Below are 17,307 nucleotides of genomic sequence, written 5' to 3' on the forward strand. Positions count from 1 at the left end.
GACACGAGCTCCCTGGGAAGCTGCCCCGTGCGACGCGTTCGCGTCGTCACGGGACCGCGAGGAGGTGCTGCGATGGACCCCGACGGTGGGAAGGTCCTCGACGGCAAGAACGTCCTCGTCCTGTCCACGAACTACGGGACGGAACAGGACGAGCTGACGCGACCGATCGCCACCCTCCGCGCGGCAGGCGCCCGCGTCACGGTCGCCGCCCAGGAGCCGGGTGACATCCGGACCCTCGTCGGCGACAGGGACGAGGGCGACCGCGTCCGGCCGGACACGACGATGTCCCGGGCCGCCGCGGAGGGTTTCGACGCGGTCGTCGTCCCCGGCGGCACCGTGAACGCCGACCGCCTCCGCACCGACGAGGAGGCGCGACGACTCCTGTCCGCCTTCGCCGAGGCCGGCAAGCCCGTCGCCGCCATCTGCCACGGACCCTGGATCCTCGTGGACACCGGACTCGCCGGGGGCCGCGAGCTGACCTCCTACCCCTCGCTGCGACCGGACCTCGAGAACGCGGGCGCCACGTGGCGGGACCAGGAGGTCGTGGTCGACGCCGCCGGAGGCCATCCGCTCATCACCTCCCGCAGACCCAAGGACATCGACGCCTTCGCGCGGGCGATCGTCGACGCCCTCGGCACCGGTGCGAACCGGGCATGACGGAACACGAGAAGGGAAACGGCCATGCGCAAGAGCGACATGCAGAAGGGCAAGGGCAAGGTCAAGGAGACCGTGGGGAAGGTCACCGGCAACAAGGAGATGGAGGCCGAGGGCAAGGCCGAGGAGATGGCCGGGAAGACCCGTGAGGCCGCCGAGGACATGCGCCGGATCGCCGAGAAGGCTCCCGACGCCATGAAGCGGCGCACCTCCTGACCGCTCCGTCCCGGCCGTACGGACAGCACACCTGAGGGCCCCCTGGCAGACAGGCTGCCAAGGGGCCCTGCCACGAACGCGGAAGCCTCACCCGGTGGGTCCGCGGGACGCGGACGCGCTGCCGTGCGGCAGGACGTCCAGCAGCTCCAGCAGATACAGGAAGGCCATGGCCATCGGCGCGCCGCCGGTCTCCTCCCTGACCCGCGCCCAGTCGACCCGCTCCCGCAGTCCGCGCGCCACCGGCAGCAGGGTCCCGAAGTCGCAGTGGTGCTCGGACAGCGCGAGCAGCCGGGAGATCATCAGGTCGCTCGGGGCGAGCACGGGCATGTGGACGGAGTCCACGGGAAGCGTCTGGGCCCGGTCCAGCAGCTCGGTGGTCACCGGCCGGCCGGCCAGGGCGAAGATCAGGTCGATCTCCTCGCCGCCCGAGCGGGCCTTGACGAGCCAGTCCTCGGGCGGGTCCACGATCCGTATGCCGCGCTCCCGCAGGGCCCGGGTGGCGAGCTCGGCGTCCTCCCGCCGCACCGCGAAGTCGGTGTCGTGCTGGAGTCGGACCGGGATGCCGTGCGCGTAGACGGCGACGCCGCCCACGAGGGCGAAGGGGAGCCCCGAGGCCTTCAGCACGGCCCCGACCTCCTTCGTCGTCTCCAGGATCGCCTGCGAGTGGTCCGCGGGCAGGTCGGTCGAGCGGCTCCCGTCCGCCGGCAACGGCTCGTCCGGTGAGCCCCGCCGGTCCGGGCCGGCCTCGCGGGGCCCGTCGCCGACGGAGCGGGTGACCTGCCGGGAGGGCCGGTCGGGCGCGGCCTCGCCGAGGGACCGGTAGGGGAACGGGCCTTCCGTGAGGTTCATGGCGTGCTCCTGTCGTCGCCGTCGGCGGACCCCGCCGCCGCTCGATCGGCGAGCGTGCCGGGTGCCGCCGGAGCGGGGACCTGCCTCTACCCCGCCGGACGGAGGTCATCCGCGGACGGGGACGGCAGCCGGTGACCCGACCGCCCCACGACCTGCTCAGGGCCCTGGAGCGGCCGGAGAGCGGAGGGCGCTGTCCCCCCGCGACCAGGCGCCCGTCAGCCGCTCGCCGAGCCGCTCCTCCACGAGCCGTGTCGCGGCGATGCCGAAGGCCACGTCGGGGGCGAGCTCGGGCTCGTCGTCGAGGAGTCCGGCCACCACCTCCCGGCGTACCAGCTGCTCGTGGACGGCGTCGGCCTCCACGTGCTCGTCGAAGTACCGCTCGGCGGCCGGACCGGCTCCCGTACGGCGCATGGCCTCCGCGAGCCGGGCCGCGGCGGGCGGCGACGTCGTCTCCAGGACGGCGAAGTGCCCCACGAGCGCACCGCGCAGTCTCCGGTGCAGACCGAACAGCGACATCACGTTCGAGGCCGCCAGGAGCTCGGCCCCGGCCGCGTCCACGTAGTGCCCGTACGAGGGATCGAGCCCCAGGTCGACCATCAGGTCCGCCCAGAGCCGCGCGTGCATCCGCTCCGCCCGGCCGCAGCCGTACTCGTCGTACTCGATCGCCACCATGGCCGCCTTCGCGCGCCCCCGCAGCCGGGGGACGACCCACAGATGCGGATCGGCCTCCCTGAGCTGGTGCACGGAGCGCAGCGCCGCGTACTCGCGCAGCTGCCACAACTCCCCGTGGTCGATCAGGAAGCGCGAGACGCCCGTGCCGCCGACCGGCTCCATGAGGAGTTCGGCCAACGCCTCCTCCACGCCCAGGAGTTCCCGGCAGTCGTGCCGCAGCGCGCTCTCGAACCGGTGCTCCGCCAGGGCCCGCACCCTGAGCAGGTCCGGGTCCCACTCAAGGGTGTCGGGGACCCGGGCGAAGCCCTGGTAGTGCTGCTCGTAGCAGAGGTGCAGGGCGAGGTGCAGGTCCTCGCCGTACGGGGACGCGCGAGCGACGTCCGCCTCGCGGGGCAGCCGCCCCGGGCCGCCGAGGAGCCGGTCGCGCACCCCTCGCGACACCTCGCCACGGGCCTCGGGAAGTTCGGGTCTCGTCGTCACGGGGCGGTCGACGACGGTCATGACGGTCCGGGCTCCTCGGTCGCGCCCCGCGTCTCCGCGCCCGGGGCTCGCCTCCTCGTACGCGTCACCCGGAGGCGCGGACGGTGGCTCGTGTCGCAGAACGGCGGGCGCAGGGTCCGCCGGCACGTACAGAGCGCCAACACGGGCCGCTCGCAGAGAACCACGGACCCGTCGGGCAGGACGATCTCCGCCGGGCCCTCCATGAGCAGCGGTCCTTCGACGACGGGTGTCACCCGCGGGACCCTCTCGCTCGGGGAAGCCGACATCACCACACACCACCGATCCCGTCCGTCTCTGCTGACACCGTTCGAGTGCCCGGCTCCGTCGCTCCCATGCGCGGACCGACCAGGAGCACCCGCCCCGGCTCACGCCCTGCTCGCGCGGATCGTCGTACAGGGCGCGGATCCGGCAGCGGTGCAGCAGCGCGGCGAGCCGTACGGTGGCGATCGACGCACGGGAGATGTCACGAGGCGGTGCGGCCGGGGGCGGCGACGCGGCGAGTGGCACTCCGACCGGATGCGACGGTGGAGGCCGGCGCCCTCAGCTCCCCACGGTCGCGGCGGCCAGCGCGTCGACCACGGCCTTGTACCGGCCGTGCCGGCGGAACACGGCACGCTGCCGGGACGCGCCGCCGCCCTCCGCACGGATCCGGGTCCACCGGGCGCGGGCCCAGTCCGTGTCGCCGGCCCCCTCCAGGCCGGGCTCGGCGAAGTCGAGCAGCGCGTCCACGAGTTCCACCGCCGGACGCTCCCGGCCGGCGACCGGGTCCAGGCCGATGCCCCGCATACCGTGCTCGGCGGCGAGGCGATGGGCCCGCAGAAGCCTCGGGCCGGGGATCCGCGGCGGCTGCTCCCCGGCGTCGACGCGGGGGAGCAGGGTGGTGGCGAGGCCGCGGACCAGGATCGCCAGCAGCACCACCGTGTCGAGCTCCGCGTTGACGTCCGCCACCCGGACCTCCAGCGTGGGAACGTGCTCGGAGGGCCTGGCGTGCCAGTACACCATGCGGTCGTCGAGGAGGGTCCCGTCCCGGACGAGCCGTGCGACATGCGCGAGGTACTGGGTCTCGTCGAGGACCGGGGTGGGCCCCACGGTCGGCCATCGCGCGTGCTCGACGGCACGCCAGCTCTCGTAGCCGGTGTCCTGGCGGTGGGCGTAGGGGGAGTTCCCGGCGAGCGCCTGGACGACCGGCAGCCAGGGCCGCATGTGCATCGCGAGGGCGAGGGCCTGCTCGCGGTCCAGGGTCCCGACGTGGACGTGACAGCCGCAGACGAGTCCGTCGTCGCGCGGGATGCCGTCCTCGCGCGTGATCAGATGGGAGAAGCGCCGGGCCATCAGCCGGTACCGCTCGGTGTCGGTCACCGTGAGCGGCTCCTCGGGAGGCAGGACGGGCGTGCCGCAGGCGACGGGCGCGCACCGCGCGTCCCGCGCCGCGGCGCCCACGACCCGGCGCAGCCAGAGGAGTTCGTTCCGCAGGTCGTCGCGGGAGCCGGTCGGCCCGGTGCAGATCTCGATCTGGGCGTTGAACAGTTCGGTCTGCACCTGTCCGCCGAGCTCACCGGTCGCTCCTCGGATCACCTCGGGAGCCCGGTTCACCGGCGCCCGCGTCACGCGGTCGACCAGCACGAACTCTTCCTCGACACCCATGGTCAGGATCTTCATGGCGGGCTCCTCGCGTCTCGGCACGCGGTTACCCGCCCAGGGCCCGGTCATGCCACCCCCACCACCCCCCGGCTCGCCCAGGCGCTCCGGCGTCGGCGCGACCGTGACGCCGCCTCGAAGCGGCGGGGCCCGCCGACGGCCCCGCCCTCCGGATCACTCGCACGCCGCCGCGCCGCTCCACTGTGGAGCGGCGCGGTCCGGACCGCCTCCGGGAATGTGGGTCAGCCGTGGACGAGCCCGCGTACGTTCTCCAGGCTGCCGCAGCCCGCGGCGAGTTGCCTGGCGCGCTCCTTCTGGAACGCGGCGCCCAGCTCGGCCCTCCGGCCCTCGGGAACGCCGGCCCTGGCCTCGTTGAGGACCGTCCGCTCCTCCTCGTCCAAGTGGTGGGAGACGGCTTCGACCAGCTCCTCCAGCCGGGTGTCCCACTCCTCGGAACGGACGTCGTCCACTTCGAGCAGTGCGAGCAGGGCCTTGGTGCCGTCGGCGTGCTCCTCGGCGCCGTGCTCCACGTCCTCGCTGTCCACGCCTCGGAAGCGTTTGAGCGCCCCGTAGACCTCGGCCTCCTCGGCCTCGCTGTGTGCGACGAGCAGCGCGGAGAACTCCTCCCGCGCCGCCGAGCGGTCCTCGGCGTTGCTCCGCATCCGGCGGAAGAGGTCTTCCATGGCGCGGTGGTCCTCGATGATCACCGCGATGACGTCGTGATCCTGCGTCCTGTCGGTCTTGGCAGTCATGGCTCTCCGTGTACCCGTGCGGTTGATCCGTATTCATGGGGGTACACGCCGGTTCCGACTCCGCTGAGAGGACGCCGTCATGCCCCGAGGATCGAACGCCAAGAGGGAACGCCAGTACGAGCACATCAAGGAGAGTGCCGAGAAGCGCGGCGAGAGCACCGAGCGGGCCGAGGAGATCGCCGCCCGCACGGTGAACAAGGAACGCGCCCGTGCCGGGGAGTCCCGTACCGCGAGCAAGACCTCCCTCGAGGACATGTCGTCGTCGAAGCGCGGCGGGCAGCGCTCGCACAGCGGCTCGCAGGGCCCCACCTACGACCAGCTGTACGAGGAGGCAAAGCGCCGCAACCTCCACGGCCGGTCGTCCATGAACAAGGCGGAGCTGAAGAGGGAGCTCGGGCACTGACGGGGCACCGAACCGGCGGGGCGGCCGACTGCGTGCGACGGTTGCGGGTAGACGCCTGACGGCCTACCGCCGAGAGGAGCAGGTCATGCCCGCGACCGGAAGCTCGTACTGGATGGATTCGGCCCCGCCCCGCGCCGCGCTCCCACCGCTGGTGGGCGACCTCTCCGCCGACGTGGTCGTCGTCGGAGCCGGGATCGTCGGTCTGTGCACCGCACGCGAGCTGAACCGGGCCGGGCGCGACGTGGTGGTCCTGGAGGCCGGCCGGATCGCGGGCGGGGTCACCGGGCACACCACCGGCAAACTGACCTCCCTCCACGGGCTGCGCTACGAGCGCCTGCGCCGGCGGCACGGCGAGGAGGCGGCGAGGCTCTACGCCGACGCCCAGGAGGACGCCCTGCGGCAGGTGACGCGGATCTGCGAGGAGCTGGGGATCGACGCGGACCTGGAGGCCCGCCCGGCGTACACGTACACCCTCGACGAGGCGCGCGTGGCGGAGATCCACGCCGAGGCCGCCGCGGCCGCCGCGGCCGGTCTGCGGGCCGCCGCCGTGACCGACACAGGACTCCCGTTCCCGGTGGCGGCGGCCGTCGGCGTCGAGGGCCAGCTCCAGTTCCATCCACGCCGCTTCCTCCTCGGCGTCGCGGACGACCTCGTCGCACACGGAGTCCGCCTCCACGAGAACACCCGCGTCACGGACCTCCGGGAGGGAGCCGACTGCCGCCTCACCCTGGAGGGCGGGGGCACGGTCCACGCCCGTGACGTCGTCCTGGCCACCCAGTTCCCGCTCCGGTGCCACACCACCCTGCTCATGCGGCTCTCCCTGAGGCGCGAGTTCGTCGTCGCCGCCGCCGTCGACGAACGCCACGCCCCGTACGGCATGTACGTGACCTCCGACCTCGGCACCCGGTCCGTGCGCACCGCCCCGGCGGGCGAGGGCCGACGCCTGCTGATCGTCGCGGGCGAGGCCTTCGAACCCGGCAGCGAGGGCGCGGACGACCGGCTCGAACGCCTGGAGCGCTGGGCGAGGGCCCAGCTCCCGGGCTTCGCCGACGCGCCCACCGGTCACCGGTGGGCCGCCGAGGACGTCCACACGTCGGACGGCCTGCCGTTCGTCGGCCACGAGCACCCCGACACCCAGCACGTCTACGTGGCCACCGGATTCGGCGGCTGGGGCCTGAGCAACGGGGTCGCCGCGGCCCGCCTGCTCACCGCACACCTGACGGGCGCGCCGCGCCCGGCCTGGACGGAGCTCGTGGACCCCCGCCGACACCTGCCCGTCCGCGAGGTGCCCGGCGTGGTGCGGCGGCAGACCGCCGTCGCCGGTCACTACCTGTCCGGCAGGCCGTCCGGTCGCCGCTGCACACACATGGGCTGCGAGCTGGGCTTCAACGACGCGGAGCTGACCTGGGAGTGCCCCTGCCACGGCTCGCGCTTCGCCGCGGACGGCACGGTCCTCCAGGGCCCGGCCACACGCCCGCTGGAGGACTGAGCACAGGCCGCCCTCCCGTACGGAAGGAGACGACGATGACCACCGACGAGGGCGAGTACCGGATCGCCCGGTTCAAGGACCGGCTCGCGCGCGGCGAGGCGGCCGAACTCGGCGTCCGCGTCGAGATGCGCGGCAACTCCGTCGTGCTGTGGGGCACCCTCCCGTCGGCCGACCGCCGCGACGAGATCCTCCGGATCGCCGCGTCGGAGCTGGCCGGCATCCCGGTCCGCACGGACCTGCTGATCGCCTGCGCGGACCCGCCCGAGCGGTCCGAGGAGCTGTCGTGACGCGCGACGGCGGACAGAACGGCGCCGCCGTCCGGGTGGCGGCGGTGGGAGACATCCATCTGAGCCCCGACTGCCGGGGTCTGCTCCGTCCTTCCTTCGCGACCCTGCCGCTCTGCGCGGACGTCCTCCTCCTCGCCGGCGACCTCACGCGCCACGGGACGGTCCCCGAGGCCGAGGTGGTCGCCGAGGAGGTGAGGGACATCGGCGTCCCCGTGGTCGCCGTGCTCGGCAACCACGACTACCACTCCGAGCGGGAGACCGACGTCGCCCGCGTCCTCGGCGACGCAGGGGTCTCGGTCCTGGAGGGCGACGGGGTGGTCCTGCCGGTGGGCGCCGGGAAGGTCGGCATCGCCGGGGTGAAGGGCTTCTGCGGAGGCTTCGCGGGAAGCAGTGCCGGCGAGTTCGGCGAACGCGAGATGAAGGACTTCGTCCGCGCCGCCCGCCGCGCGGCGGACGACCTGCACCGGGCGCTGAGCGGCCTGGACGCCGATGGCTGCGGGGCCAGGATCGCCCTCACGCACTTCGCCCCCGTGCCGGACACCCTCGCGGGCGAGCCGGTCGAGATCTATCCCTTCCTGGGCAGCTACCTCCTCGCCGAGGCCATCGACGAGGCGGGCGCCGACCTCGCGGTCCACGGCCACGCCCACCTCGGGACGGAGCACGGCATGACGGCGGGCGGGGTACGCGTCCGCAACGTGGCCCAGCCCGTCATCGGCAAGGCCTTCGCCCTCTACCACCTGCCGCTCCGCCCGGCGGTCGACCGGGTGCGGCGGGAGCCCCGGTCGGAGACCGCCCGGTGAGCCCGTGCGCGTCGCGCCCGGTGGAGCGCGGGCCACTGCTCGTGCCGGGCGTCCGGACAGGCCGCCGAGAAAACCGCGTGCCGTGTCGTCGGCGGAGAGGCAGACTCGCGCCATGCACGAGAGGGAAGCGTTCCGGACAGCGGTCGGCGACTGGGCGAGCGGCGGTCCCGACGCGCCCGCGGGGGAGCGGGCCCGTGAGCTGGCGACCGGGCTGGGGCTGCGGACGGTCGTGCTGCTCGAAGGGCTGAGCGACCTCGCCGCCGTCGACGTGCTGGCCGGTCGCCGCGGCCGGGACCTGGGCGCCGAAGGCGTGTGCCTGCTCTCCATGGGCGGGGCGATGAACGTCGGCCGTTACGCGGCCCTGCTCGGCCCGCCCGGCCTCGGCCTCCGCCTCACGGGACTGTGCGACGAGCGCGAACGGCCCTACTACGACCGGGGTCTGGAACGGGCCCGGGCGAGGGCGTCCGAGCGGGACGTCTTCGTCTGCGCGGCGGACCTGGAGGACGAGCTCATCCGCGCCCTCGGCACGGCGAAGGTCGAGGAGATCGTCGAGACCGAGGGCGACCTCCGCCCCTGGCAGACCTTCCTGCACCAGCCCGCGCAGCAGGGCCGCCCCCGGCACCAGCAGCTGCGCCGCTTCCTCGGGACGAAGAAGGGGCGCAAGATCCGTTACGGAACCCTTCTCGTCGAGGCCCTCGACGACGGGCAGGTGCCCGCCCCGCTGGAAGACCTCCTCGCGAACGTCTGACCGGCGAGCCGCCGTTCGAGGCACCGGGATATTCGGTTGATCGTTCGGCGCCCGTCGGGCAGGCTCCGGGGAATGACGTCCCACCTGCACGCGCTCAGCATCGACGCGAACGACCCGGCTCTCCTCGCTCGGTTCTGGGCCTCCTTCCTGGGCTGGGAGGAGAGCGCCGGGACCGACGACGGCATCGTGCTCCTGCCCGCCGACGACACCGGGTTCCGGCTCCGCATCGTCCCGAGCCAGGCGAAGAAGACGGTTCAGAACCTCATCCACTTCGACCTGACCAGTGCGTCGCTCGACGACCAGCGGGACGTCGTGGCCAAGGCGCTCGCGCTCGGCGGCCGCCACATCGACGTCGGCCAGACCGCGGAGGACGAGCACGTCGTGCTCGCCGACCCGGAGGGCAACGAGTTCTGCGTGATCGAGCCGGGCAACAACTTCCTGGCCGACTGCGGGTTCATCGGGGCGCTCGCGTGCGACGGCTCGCAGGCCGTCGGCTACTTCTGGAGCGAGGCGCTGGGCTGGCCGCTGGTCTGGGACCAGGACCAGGAGACCGCGATCCGCTCGCCGCACGGCGGGCCGAAGGTCACCTGGGGCGGTCCGCCGATGATGCCGAGGGAAGAGGGCCGGAACCGGCTGCGCTTCGACCTCGCGCCCCCGGCGGGCGGTGACCAGGCGGCGGAGGTCGACCGGCTCGTCGCACTCGGGGCGACGCGTGTCGAGACGTCCGGGGCCGAGACCGGTTGGGTGACGCTGGCCGACCCCGACGGCAACGAGTTCCGCGTACTGACTCCCCGCTGAGATCGGCTCTCCGCCGCGCCGCCCGAGTCGACACCTCCTCGGGCGGCGCGCTTCGTTCAGGGTGCGTCGGCGAACTCGTCCTCCGCTTCTCCGAGTTCGTCCTGGACACGCAGGGCCGCCACCCACAGCGGCATCATCCAGTGCACGGCGAGCACGCCGACGAGGACCGGCGTCACGGCCGCACGCAGCGGCGCATCCGCCAGGGCGCTGTAGGCGCCCGCCCCGATCGCCGCAGCCACCAGCAGCCACAGGGTGATCCGGTGGGCCAGGGCCCGCACCCGGTCGCGCTCCACGAGCTGCCGCTCGTCGAGCATCCGGCCCCGGAGTTCGAGGAGCCCGCGGGTGGAGCCGTTCAGGACGCCGGTGAGCAGGACCCAGGGCAGCAGCGCGCCCGCGACCACGAGGGCCGGTCCCCAGCCGGGCCCGAAGACCGTGCCGATCCAGGCGCCCACCCCGACGACGGTCAGGGCGACATGGGCCGTGACGGCAAGCCGGCGCCGGGTCGTGTTGGCGTGGACCGCAGCCGCGCGGCGGTCGTTCATCAGCGCGTACATGTGCCGGTCGTAGCGCGTCGTGGTCATTACTGCTTCCTCCCGTAGACCTCGTCGGTGAGCGGCTGGAACGGCTCCAGGGAGAACAACGCCTCCACCGGCAGCCCGAAGAACTTGGCCACCTTCAGGGCCAGGTCGAGGCTGGGGTTGTACTGGCCGCGCTCGATGTAGCCGATGGTCTGGTAGTGGACGCCCACTGCCTCGGCCAGTGCCTGTCGCGACACCTTCCGCTCGGCCCGAACGACCGCCAGCCTGTTGTGCACCTGCTCGCTCATGTATAAGAAGTACTACATCTGGGAGTAGGGACGCAACATGCAGGAGGGGCGGGGACCGAAGTCCCCGCCCCTCCTGTGACGACACCTCACATCGCCGACGGCGTGGCTTCTTTCGCCGACGCCACCTCCGTCACTTCCGCGTGAGCCGCCTCCGTGAGCGCCGCCGGCGTCGCCTCCGTCAGGCGCTGAGCCCGGCCAGCCTCCGTCGGTCGAGCGGCGACGCGCGCCGGTCCAGGCGCTGTTCGAGCAGATCGCGCGCGGTGTCGCTGTGGCCCGCCTCGACCAGCGCGTACAGCAGCGTCTCCTCGATGACCTCGCGCTGCGCCGCGCTGCCGCCCACCCGGCGCAGCGAGGGCAGCAGCCCGCGCAGTCCGCGCACCGCCGTCGCCCACTCCTCCTCCAGTACGGCTTCCAGCGCGCCGCACAGCGGGACGATGACCTCCCGCTGCACCGCGTCCGCGCCCGCCGCGTGCGTGCTCAGGCGGCGGAGCGCCGGAAGGTCGCCCGCGGCGGTGAGCGCGACGGCGCTGTGCAGCGCGGTGAACGCGGTCGCGGGCCGCTCGACGAGCTCGCGGGCGACGGCGTCGAGCACCCCGTCGACGGGCACGCGGCCCGTCCAGTTCCGCGACATCCTGGCCCGCCACAGCAGCGACCCGGAGTCGACGAGTGCCCGCACCCCGTTCACCTGACCCGGCGCCAGCTGCGCGAACCATCGGCGGCGCACGGCGGCGGAGTCGTCGAGGGCCAGCTCGTGGAGCGCCACGTGCCAGGAGAAGTGCGCCCGGTGCACCGCTCCCCGCCCCTGGTTGCCGATCCAGCCGTCGAGCCAGTCCCGCCCGGTGCCGTGCTCCCCGGACTCGTAGTGGACGTGGGCGAGGGCGTGCACGGCGTGGCCGGAGGCGGGTTCCTCGGCGAGCGCCGCCCGCGCCAGCTCCCCGGCCTCCCCGATCCGGCCCTGCTCCTGCCGGACGAACGAGAGGAGCGAGGTGTGGAACCAGTGCCCCTCGTAGGCGGGCGCGGCCCGCTCCACCAGCCCGAGCGCGAGGCTCCCGTCGAGGTCCGCGACACCGGAGAACGCGATGGTGGGGACCGCGATCCCGAGGGCGAAAGCGTCGCCGGGGTAGCGGTCGAGGTGCTCGAAGAGCGCCGTGTCGCCGTCACCCGCGCCCCGGCCCGCACCGGCTCCCCGGGCGTCGTGCTCCGTGACGCGGCGCGCGACGACGTCGACGAACGACCGCTCCCGCTCGTCCCCCCGCTCCCGCACGCTGCGCTGCGCGTCCGCGAGCTCCCGGGCGACGTCCACGTCCGCCCCGCACTCGTGCCCGAGCAGCGCGAGCGCGGCGTGCCCGAGCGCGAACCCGGGATCCAGCTCGGTGGCGCGCGCGAACGCCTCCGCCGCCTTCGCCCGTACGGTGATCACCCGGCCGAGCCCGCTCCGGAAGGACGCCGCCGCGGCGGCGTGCGTGGACAGCGGCAGCCCGAACTGGTCGGTGGGCCGCCGGCGGACCGGCCGGGGAGCGCCCGTCAGCGGGGCGAGCACGGCCTCGGCGACCTCCTTGGCCTGCGCGCGGATCTCGGGGATCGCGGTCGTCTCCCACAGCTCGCCCCGGCGGGGCGCCCCCAGGGTGAACAGCGGCCGCTCCGGCCGGCCTTCGGCGTCCAGCAGCCGTCCCCGCTCGGTGGAGACGCCGATGCCGAGCGGCCCGGGGACGGCGAGCCCGTCGGCGAGCAGCCCGGACCACAGCGGATCGCCGCCGGCGTCGGCCCGCAGCCCCGGCCCCGTACAGTCCACGACCCAGCCCACGCGCAGCTCCCGGCCGTCGGCGAGGGAGACGACGAGGCCGCCGTCCCGACCCGGTGCCGCGGCGGCGATCCGGCCGGCGTGGATCCGGAGCCTGCGGGCGGCTCGGGCCCGGGCGACCGTTTCGGCCGTGGACGGCGCCATGCGGTGGCGGTGCACGTTCCACGGGGTGGCGTCGCGGCCCAGGAACTCCGCCCGCTCGTCGTCCGTGAGGCCCTGCCAGAGCCGTACGATCTCGGGCCGCAGCCCGTCGAGCGCGGGCCGCCAGTCGCCGTGCAGCCGCCGGGTGGCGGCGAAGTGCCGCGTCAGCTCCCGGCGGAGGCGGTGGAACGGGAGCCCGGCGAGACCCGGCGGCGGCGGTACGGCCGGCAGCGGCGCGACGGCGTGCGGCTGGGGGAGCAGCCCGCTGCGCGACACCGCGTGCACCGTGCGGCCGGGGCGGTCGAGGACCAGCGCGAGGTCGACGGCGGTGAGACCGGTGCCGACGAGCAGGACGTCGTCCGCCTCGCCGACGGCGTCGAGCGCGCCCGGGGACCACGGGCGGGCGACGAACCGGTCGGAGGTGACGAGCTCGGCCGGCGCCCAGGCCGCCCCGCCCGCCGCGGGCCCGGTGGCGAGGACGACGCTGTCGGCCGTCACCGTGCCGCCGTCGGCCAGCCGCAGTGCGAGCCGTCCGCCGGCCGCGTCGGCGCAGCCCGTGGCCCGGGTGCGCAGCCGCCGCACGGAGACCGTGCCGTGCGCCGCGATGACGGCGCGCCCGAGCGTGTCGGCGAGATACGAGCCGTAGCGGTACCGGGAGGCGAAGTCCGCCGCGGTGACGGTGGATTCGCCGTGGCGGCAGAGCCAGCGACGGAAGTGCCCGGGGTCGTCCGGGTAGCAGCTCATGCCCCCGACGGGCACGTTGAGCCGGTGTTCGGGGACCTCGGTGGCGTACGCGACGCCCCGGCCCGCCTCCGGCGCCGGGTCGACGAGGACGAGGTCGAGGGCGATGCGGCGGCGGGCCGCGGCCTCGCACAGCTGGACGGCGACGAGCGCACCGGCCGCGCCCGCGCCGACGACGGCCACGGTGGGGCGTGGAGGCCGCACGGGCGCGGCGGGTTCCGGGACTTCGGCTGACTCGGCCGACGCGACGGCCGACGACGACACGACAGGTACCACGGACACCACGGACTCCACGGACTCCACGAAGACCTCCGAAACGAGGGGGGACGTGCACGGCACGAGCAATGTTCACTATCTCGATGAACAAAGTGCAGTGGCAACGCCGCTTCCGGACAAGAAGCCCGCGCCGCCCGCGTGTCGGCGAGCCCGGCGGCCGGTCCGCCGACGGACCTCCGGGCGGACCTGTCGGCGAGTCCGTGACAAGCCGCCCAGGTCGGGATGAGGGCCGGTCGTGAGACATTGAGTGCGTGAGGATCTCTGCACGAACGGACTACGCCATCCGGGCCATGGCCGAGCTGGCCTGCTCCCCGGACCGCCCCCTCAAGGCCGAGGACATCGCCGGCCGTCAGGACATCCCCGTCCGGTTCCTCTTCGTCGTGCTCGGCGACCTCAGGCAGGCGCGACTCGCACGCAGCGTGCGCGGCCCCGAGGGCGGCTACACCCTCACCCGCCCGCCCGAGGAGATCACCCTCGCCGACGTCATCCGCGCGATGGACGGACCGATGGTCAGCGTGCGCGACCTGAAGCTGACGGGCCTGGAGTACCAGGGCGCGGCGGCGCCCATGCCGGACGTGTGGCGCGCCGTGCGGACGAGTCTGCGCCAGGTCCTGGAGGGCACGACCCTCGCGGATCTCGCCGCGGGCACGCTGCCCGATCTCGTACGGGACCGGGCCCGCGACTACAACGACGACGTCCGCACGTACCCCTGACACCCCACGCACCCCTGGCACCCCACTGGCAGCGCGCGCCCCGGGGGTCCGTGGCGTCCATGGCCCTCCGAGGGGACCGCCCCCTACCCTCGGGCACGTGACACACCCCACCGAAACGCCTGCGCCCTCCCGCACCGCCGAAGTCCGGCCGCGCCGGCTCGTCGTCCTCCGGCACGCCAAGAGCGCCTGGCCGGAAGGCGTCCCCGACCTCGACCGGCCCCTCGGCCCCCGCGGTCTGCGGGACGCCCCGGCGGCCGGGCGCTCCCTGGCGGAGACCGGAGTGCTGCCCGACCTCGTCCTGTGCTCCCCGGCCCGTCGCACCCGGCAGACCTGGGACCTGGCCGCCGCCGAACTGGCCGCTGCTCCACCGGTCCGCCACGACCCCCGCCTCTACGGGGCGGACGCCGACGAGCTCCTCGACGTCCTCCACGGCGTGCCCGACGAGACCGGAACCCTGCTGCTCGTCGGCCACAACCCGGGCCTCGAAGACCTCGTCCTGCTGCTCGCGGCCGACGGCGCCGGGGACGCCCTGGACCGCGTGCGGACCAAGTTCCCGACCTCCGTGACGGCCGTCCTGACCTGGCACGGCAGCTGGCCGGAACTCCGGCCGGGCGGGGCGTTCCTGACCGGCCTGGTGATTCCGCGCGGCCCTAAGGCCCCGTGAACTCCCGTCGGAGGCGGGTGCCGACCGTCAGTTTCCGGCCAGAAGGCCGTGCCCCAGGGGCGTGAGGGTGTGGAGGACGGCGACGCCGGTCCGGGTGGTCGCGACGAGTCCCGCCTCACGCAGCACCCGCGTGTGCCGGCTCGCCGCCGGCAGCGAGATGCCGGCGCGCTCGGCCAGCGCGGTGGTCGTGGCCGGCGTACGGAGCAGGGCGAGCACGTGCGCGCGGGTGCCGCCGAGGAGCGCGGCCAGCGCCTCCGTCCCACTCCTGGCGGCCCCGGGAGCAGCGCCGCGGGAGCCGCCCTCCGATCCGTCGTGCAGCGGGTAGACGAGCACGGTCGCCGCCGCGGGCCGGTACATGACCAGCGGGCCGGTCGCGAACCAGGAGGGCACGAGCAGCAGTCCGCGACCGCACAGCGGGATGTCGTACGCCGAGGCCGACGGCAGGTGGAGCGTCGGCGGCTCCCAACGCCAGGCCGGCGCCAAGGTGGTCAGCAGGGCGTCCACGCCTCCGCGCAGCAGCATCTCGGAGCGCAGCGCGCGATCGGTCAGGGCGTCGCCGCGAATCCGTGGCCAGAGCGGCTCGACGGAGGTACGGAAGTACCGGCGGGTGTCGTCGAGCAGCGCGCGGGTCGCGCTCGCCGAGCCCTGGGCGAGCTCCAGGGCCCACGGTCCGGGCCGGGTCAGACGGCCGTTCCGGCCCGCCGGCCGGGGGATCCCGAGGTCGCTCGCGAGCTGCTCCGCCGGCGTCGAGACGGCCGCCTCGAGCGCGTCGGCGAAGCCGGGCAGGGACGGCTGGAGCAGGAAGTCCGGCAGGAACCCGTCCTCGGTGACCAGTTCGGCGAGGACGCCGGCCCGCGCGCTCGGGGCCCCGCGCAGGGACCGGTGCCACTGCCGGGCGGCGGGCCGCGGCCTGTCCCACAGTCCGTACCCGTGACGACCGCCGCCACCGACGCCGCCGCCCTCGCGTGCACCGTCCGCCCGCAGGCGCAGGCTGAGCCGCAGGCTCAGGGCGGTCTCGGAGAGCGCGTTGGCCGCCGGGGCGAGGGTGATCCGGCGCAGATCGTCGGCCGTGAAGTGAAGGCGGATCATGCGAACCGATTATCGGCGCGGCGGACCCTTTTACCCAGAGGGGAAAGGCGATGCGTCACCGCGGACTCCGGTGCACGCTCCCGGTGTCCACGTCGTCGACCCCGTACCGGAGGCCGTCCCGATGCGCCGAATCCGTGCCCGCGTCACCTCCCGCCCCTGCACCTTCCGCTCCGTCGCCCGCCGCTCGGCGGTCCGCCTCACCGCCGCCACGACCCTCCTCGCGGCCCTCTCCGCCGTGCCCGGCCCGGCCTCCGCCCGCGAACTGCCCGACTCCTACGTCGTCTCCCGTGAGCCCGGCGTGCTCCCGGAGGGCGTGGCGATCACCCGGGACGGCACCATGTACGTCTCCTCCGACGGCACGGGGGCCCTCTACCGCGGCCGTGTCGGCGCCCCCGAGATGAAGCCCTTCCCGGCGCGCGGCCTGGAGGGCCGCCCCAGTTCCCGGGGCGTCCACACCGACCGGCGCGGCCGTGTCCTCTCGGTCGGCGGTGAGACGCTCACCGTCCACGACCGCCACGGGCGGCTGTTGGCCGCACGGCTGGCCCCCGCCGGTCCGCTGGGCGCACCCGACCTGAACGACCTGGCGGTGACGGAGGACGCGGTGTACGTGACCGACTGGGCCAACCCCGTGGTCCTCCGGGCGGAGATCCGGCGCGGCGGCACGATCGGTCCGCTCGAACCCTGGCTCGACATCCGCTCCGCGTTCCCGCAGTTCCCCGCCCGGTACTGGCTGCTGAACGGCATCGTCGCGAACGAGTCCGGCACGGCCCTGCTCGTCGCGTCCAACGGCACCGAGGCCGTCTGGCGCGTCGGCACGGCCGACCGGGACGTCAGCCGGCTCGAACTGGGCGGGGAGTCCTTCGGCCCCGACGGGATGCTGCTGCGCGGCCGGACCCTGTACGCCGTGCTCAACTACGGCGCCCCGCACGGCGTGTACGTCGCCCGGCTCGACGAGGAGCTGCGGTCGGGAACGGTGACCCATCGCCTCACCGATGGCCCCTTCGACCTGCCGACCACGCTCGCCCGGCACGGCTGCCGCCTGTACGTGGTCAACAGCCAGCTCGACGACAGGCCCGGCCGGCCCCCGTACACGGTGAGCGCGATCACCGACCCGACGTGCGGCGACGACTGACGGGAGGGGGAAGGACCACGGGAGGCGGAAGGACGCGCCCGCCGGACGGGCGGGGGAGCGCGTCCCGCCGGGGGATCGCCCGTCCGGCGGGCGGCCGGCCGCTCCGTTCACGCTCCC

The 17,307-nt window shown here is 74.5% G+C and carries 20 protein-coding genes; 11 read left to right on the forward strand and 9 right to left on the reverse strand.

Annotated features, from left to right (window positions below; translation table 11 throughout):
• Positions 1–72 precede the first annotated feature (72 nt).
• Together ACF08F_RS18445 and ACF08F_RS18450 are read left to right on the forward strand one after the other, a co-directional pair.
• Entirely contained in the window at positions 73–657 is a 585-nt protein-coding gene (locus ACF08F_RS18445; protein ID WP_392299562.1) for a type 1 glutamine amidotransferase domain-containing protein, read from the forward strand.
• 24 nt (positions 658–681) lie between these two features.
• Positions 682–870, forward strand: a complete 189-nt coding sequence (locus tag ACF08F_RS18450; protein ID WP_392299563.1) for a CsbD family protein — start codon at positions 682–684, stop codon at positions 868–870.
• A gap of 87 nt (positions 871–957) precedes the next feature.
• Here ACF08F_RS18450 and ACF08F_RS18455 read toward each other — a convergent pair whose 3' ends face one another.
• The 5 genes from ACF08F_RS18455 to ACF08F_RS18475 all read right to left on the reverse strand — a co-directional run bounded on the left by ACF08F_RS18455 (position 958) and on the right by ACF08F_RS18475 (position 5,282).
• Positions 958–1,719, reverse strand: a complete 762-nt coding sequence (locus ACF08F_RS18455; protein ID WP_392299564.1) for a nucleotidyltransferase family protein — start codon at positions 1,717–1,719, stop codon at positions 958–960.
• Positions 1,720–1,875: 156 nt separating this feature from the next.
• Positions 1,876–2,892: an iron-containing redox enzyme family protein gene (locus ACF08F_RS18460; RefSeq protein ID WP_392299565.1), complete on the reverse strand. Its 1,017-nt coding sequence runs from the start codon at positions 2,890–2,892 to the stop codon at positions 1,876–1,878.
• Entirely contained in the window at positions 2,889–3,158 is a 270-nt protein-coding gene (locus ACF08F_RS18465) for a CDGSH iron-sulfur domain-containing protein (protein ID WP_392299566.1), read from the reverse strand. The genes ACF08F_RS18460 and ACF08F_RS18465 overlap by 4 nt, the downstream gene beginning before the upstream one ends.
• A gap of 274 nt (positions 3,159–3,432) precedes the next feature.
• On the reverse strand, positions 3,433–4,551 hold the full coding sequence (locus ACF08F_RS18470; RefSeq protein WP_392299567.1) for a glutamate--cysteine ligase: 1,119 nt from the start codon (positions 4,549–4,551) through the stop codon (positions 3,433–3,435).
• 221 nt (positions 4,552–4,772) lie between these two features.
• Complete coding sequence (locus ACF08F_RS18475) at positions 4,773–5,282, reverse strand: hemerythrin domain-containing protein (protein WP_392299568.1); 510 nt, start codon at positions 5,280–5,282, stop codon at positions 4,773–4,775.
• A 79-nt stretch (positions 5,283–5,361) separates the two neighbouring features.
• On the opposite strand from ACF08F_RS18475, the gene ACF08F_RS18480 reads away from it, so the two are divergent.
• From ACF08F_RS18480 to ACF08F_RS18505, 6 genes are all read left to right on the forward strand, one after another.
• Positions 5,362–5,685 (forward strand): plasmid stabilization protein, encoded by a 324-nt coding sequence (locus tag ACF08F_RS18480; RefSeq protein ID WP_392299569.1) that lies wholly within the window; start codon positions 5,362–5,364, stop codon positions 5,683–5,685.
• Between the two features lie 85 nt (positions 5,686–5,770).
• Complete coding sequence (locus ACF08F_RS18485) at positions 5,771–7,174, forward strand: FAD-dependent oxidoreductase (protein ID WP_392299570.1); 1,404 nt, start codon at positions 5,771–5,773, stop codon at positions 7,172–7,174.
• A 35-nt stretch (positions 7,175–7,209) separates the two neighbouring features.
• Positions 7,210–7,461: a hypothetical protein gene (locus ACF08F_RS18490; protein WP_392299571.1), complete on the forward strand. Its 252-nt coding sequence runs from the start codon at positions 7,210–7,212 to the stop codon at positions 7,459–7,461.
• Entirely contained in the window at positions 7,458–8,261 is an 804-nt protein-coding gene (locus ACF08F_RS18495; protein WP_392299572.1) for a metallophosphoesterase, read from the forward strand. The genes ACF08F_RS18490 and ACF08F_RS18495 overlap by 4 nt, the downstream gene beginning before the upstream one ends.
• A gap of 112 nt (positions 8,262–8,373) precedes the next feature.
• On the forward strand, positions 8,374–9,009 hold the full coding sequence (locus tag ACF08F_RS18500; RefSeq protein ID WP_392299573.1) for a TOPRIM nucleotidyl transferase/hydrolase domain-containing protein: 636 nt from the start codon (positions 8,374–8,376) through the stop codon (positions 9,007–9,009).
• A gap of 72 nt (positions 9,010–9,081) precedes the next feature.
• Positions 9,082–9,807: a VOC family protein gene (locus ACF08F_RS18505; RefSeq protein ID WP_392299574.1), complete on the forward strand. Its 726-nt coding sequence runs from the start codon at positions 9,082–9,084 to the stop codon at positions 9,805–9,807.
• 56 nt (positions 9,808–9,863) lie between these two features.
• On the opposite strand, the gene ACF08F_RS18510 is transcribed toward ACF08F_RS18505, so the two are convergent.
• From ACF08F_RS18510 to ACF08F_RS18520, 3 genes are all read right to left on the reverse strand, one after another.
• Positions 9,864–10,388 carry a hypothetical protein gene (locus ACF08F_RS18510; protein ID WP_392299575.1) on the reverse strand — a complete coding sequence of 175 codons (525 nt, stop codon included), beginning with the start codon at positions 10,386–10,388 and terminating at the stop codon, positions 9,864–9,866.
• Positions 10,388–10,633 carry a helix-turn-helix transcriptional regulator gene (locus ACF08F_RS18515; protein WP_392299576.1) on the reverse strand — a complete coding sequence of 82 codons (246 nt, stop codon included), beginning with the start codon at positions 10,631–10,633 and terminating at the stop codon, positions 10,388–10,390. Before ACF08F_RS18515 ends, ACF08F_RS18510 begins: the two co-directional genes overlap by 1 nt.
• Positions 10,634–10,811: 178 nt before the next feature.
• On the reverse strand, positions 10,812–13,499 hold the full coding sequence (locus ACF08F_RS18520) for an FAD/NAD(P)-binding protein (RefSeq protein ID WP_392299856.1): 2,688 nt from the start codon (positions 13,497–13,499) through the stop codon (positions 10,812–10,814).
• A 344-nt stretch (positions 13,500–13,843) separates the two neighbouring features.
• Here ACF08F_RS18520 and ACF08F_RS18525 point away from each other — a divergent pair, with 344 nt between their 5' ends.
• Entirely contained in the window at positions 13,844–14,305 is a 462-nt protein-coding gene (locus tag ACF08F_RS18525; RefSeq protein ID WP_392299577.1) for an RrF2 family transcriptional regulator, read from the forward strand.
• 97 nt (positions 14,306–14,402) lie between these two features.
• A complete protein-coding gene (locus tag ACF08F_RS18530; RefSeq protein ID WP_392299578.1) occupies positions 14,403–14,969 on the forward strand; it encodes a SixA phosphatase family protein in 567 nt (188 codons plus the stop codon).
• Between the two features lie 27 nt (positions 14,970–14,996).
• On the opposite strand, the gene ACF08F_RS18535 is transcribed toward ACF08F_RS18530, so the two are convergent.
• Positions 14,997–16,058, reverse strand: coding sequence for an ArsR/SmtB family transcription factor (locus tag ACF08F_RS18535; RefSeq protein ID WP_392299579.1), 1,062 nt, complete (start codon positions 16,056–16,058; stop codon positions 14,997–14,999).
• A 121-nt stretch (positions 16,059–16,179) separates the two neighbouring features.
• Here ACF08F_RS18535 and ACF08F_RS18540 point away from each other — a divergent pair, with 121 nt between their 5' ends.
• Entirely contained in the window at positions 16,180–17,190 is a 1,011-nt protein-coding gene (locus ACF08F_RS18540) for a YncE family protein (RefSeq protein ID WP_392299580.1), read from the forward strand.
• The last annotated feature ends 117 nt before the right edge of the window (positions 17,191–17,307 follow it).

It is taken from the genome of Streptomyces sp. NPDC015130 (genome assembly GCF_043080005.1).
Lineage (GTDB): Bacteria > Actinomycetota > Actinomycetes > Streptomycetales > Streptomycetaceae > Streptomyces.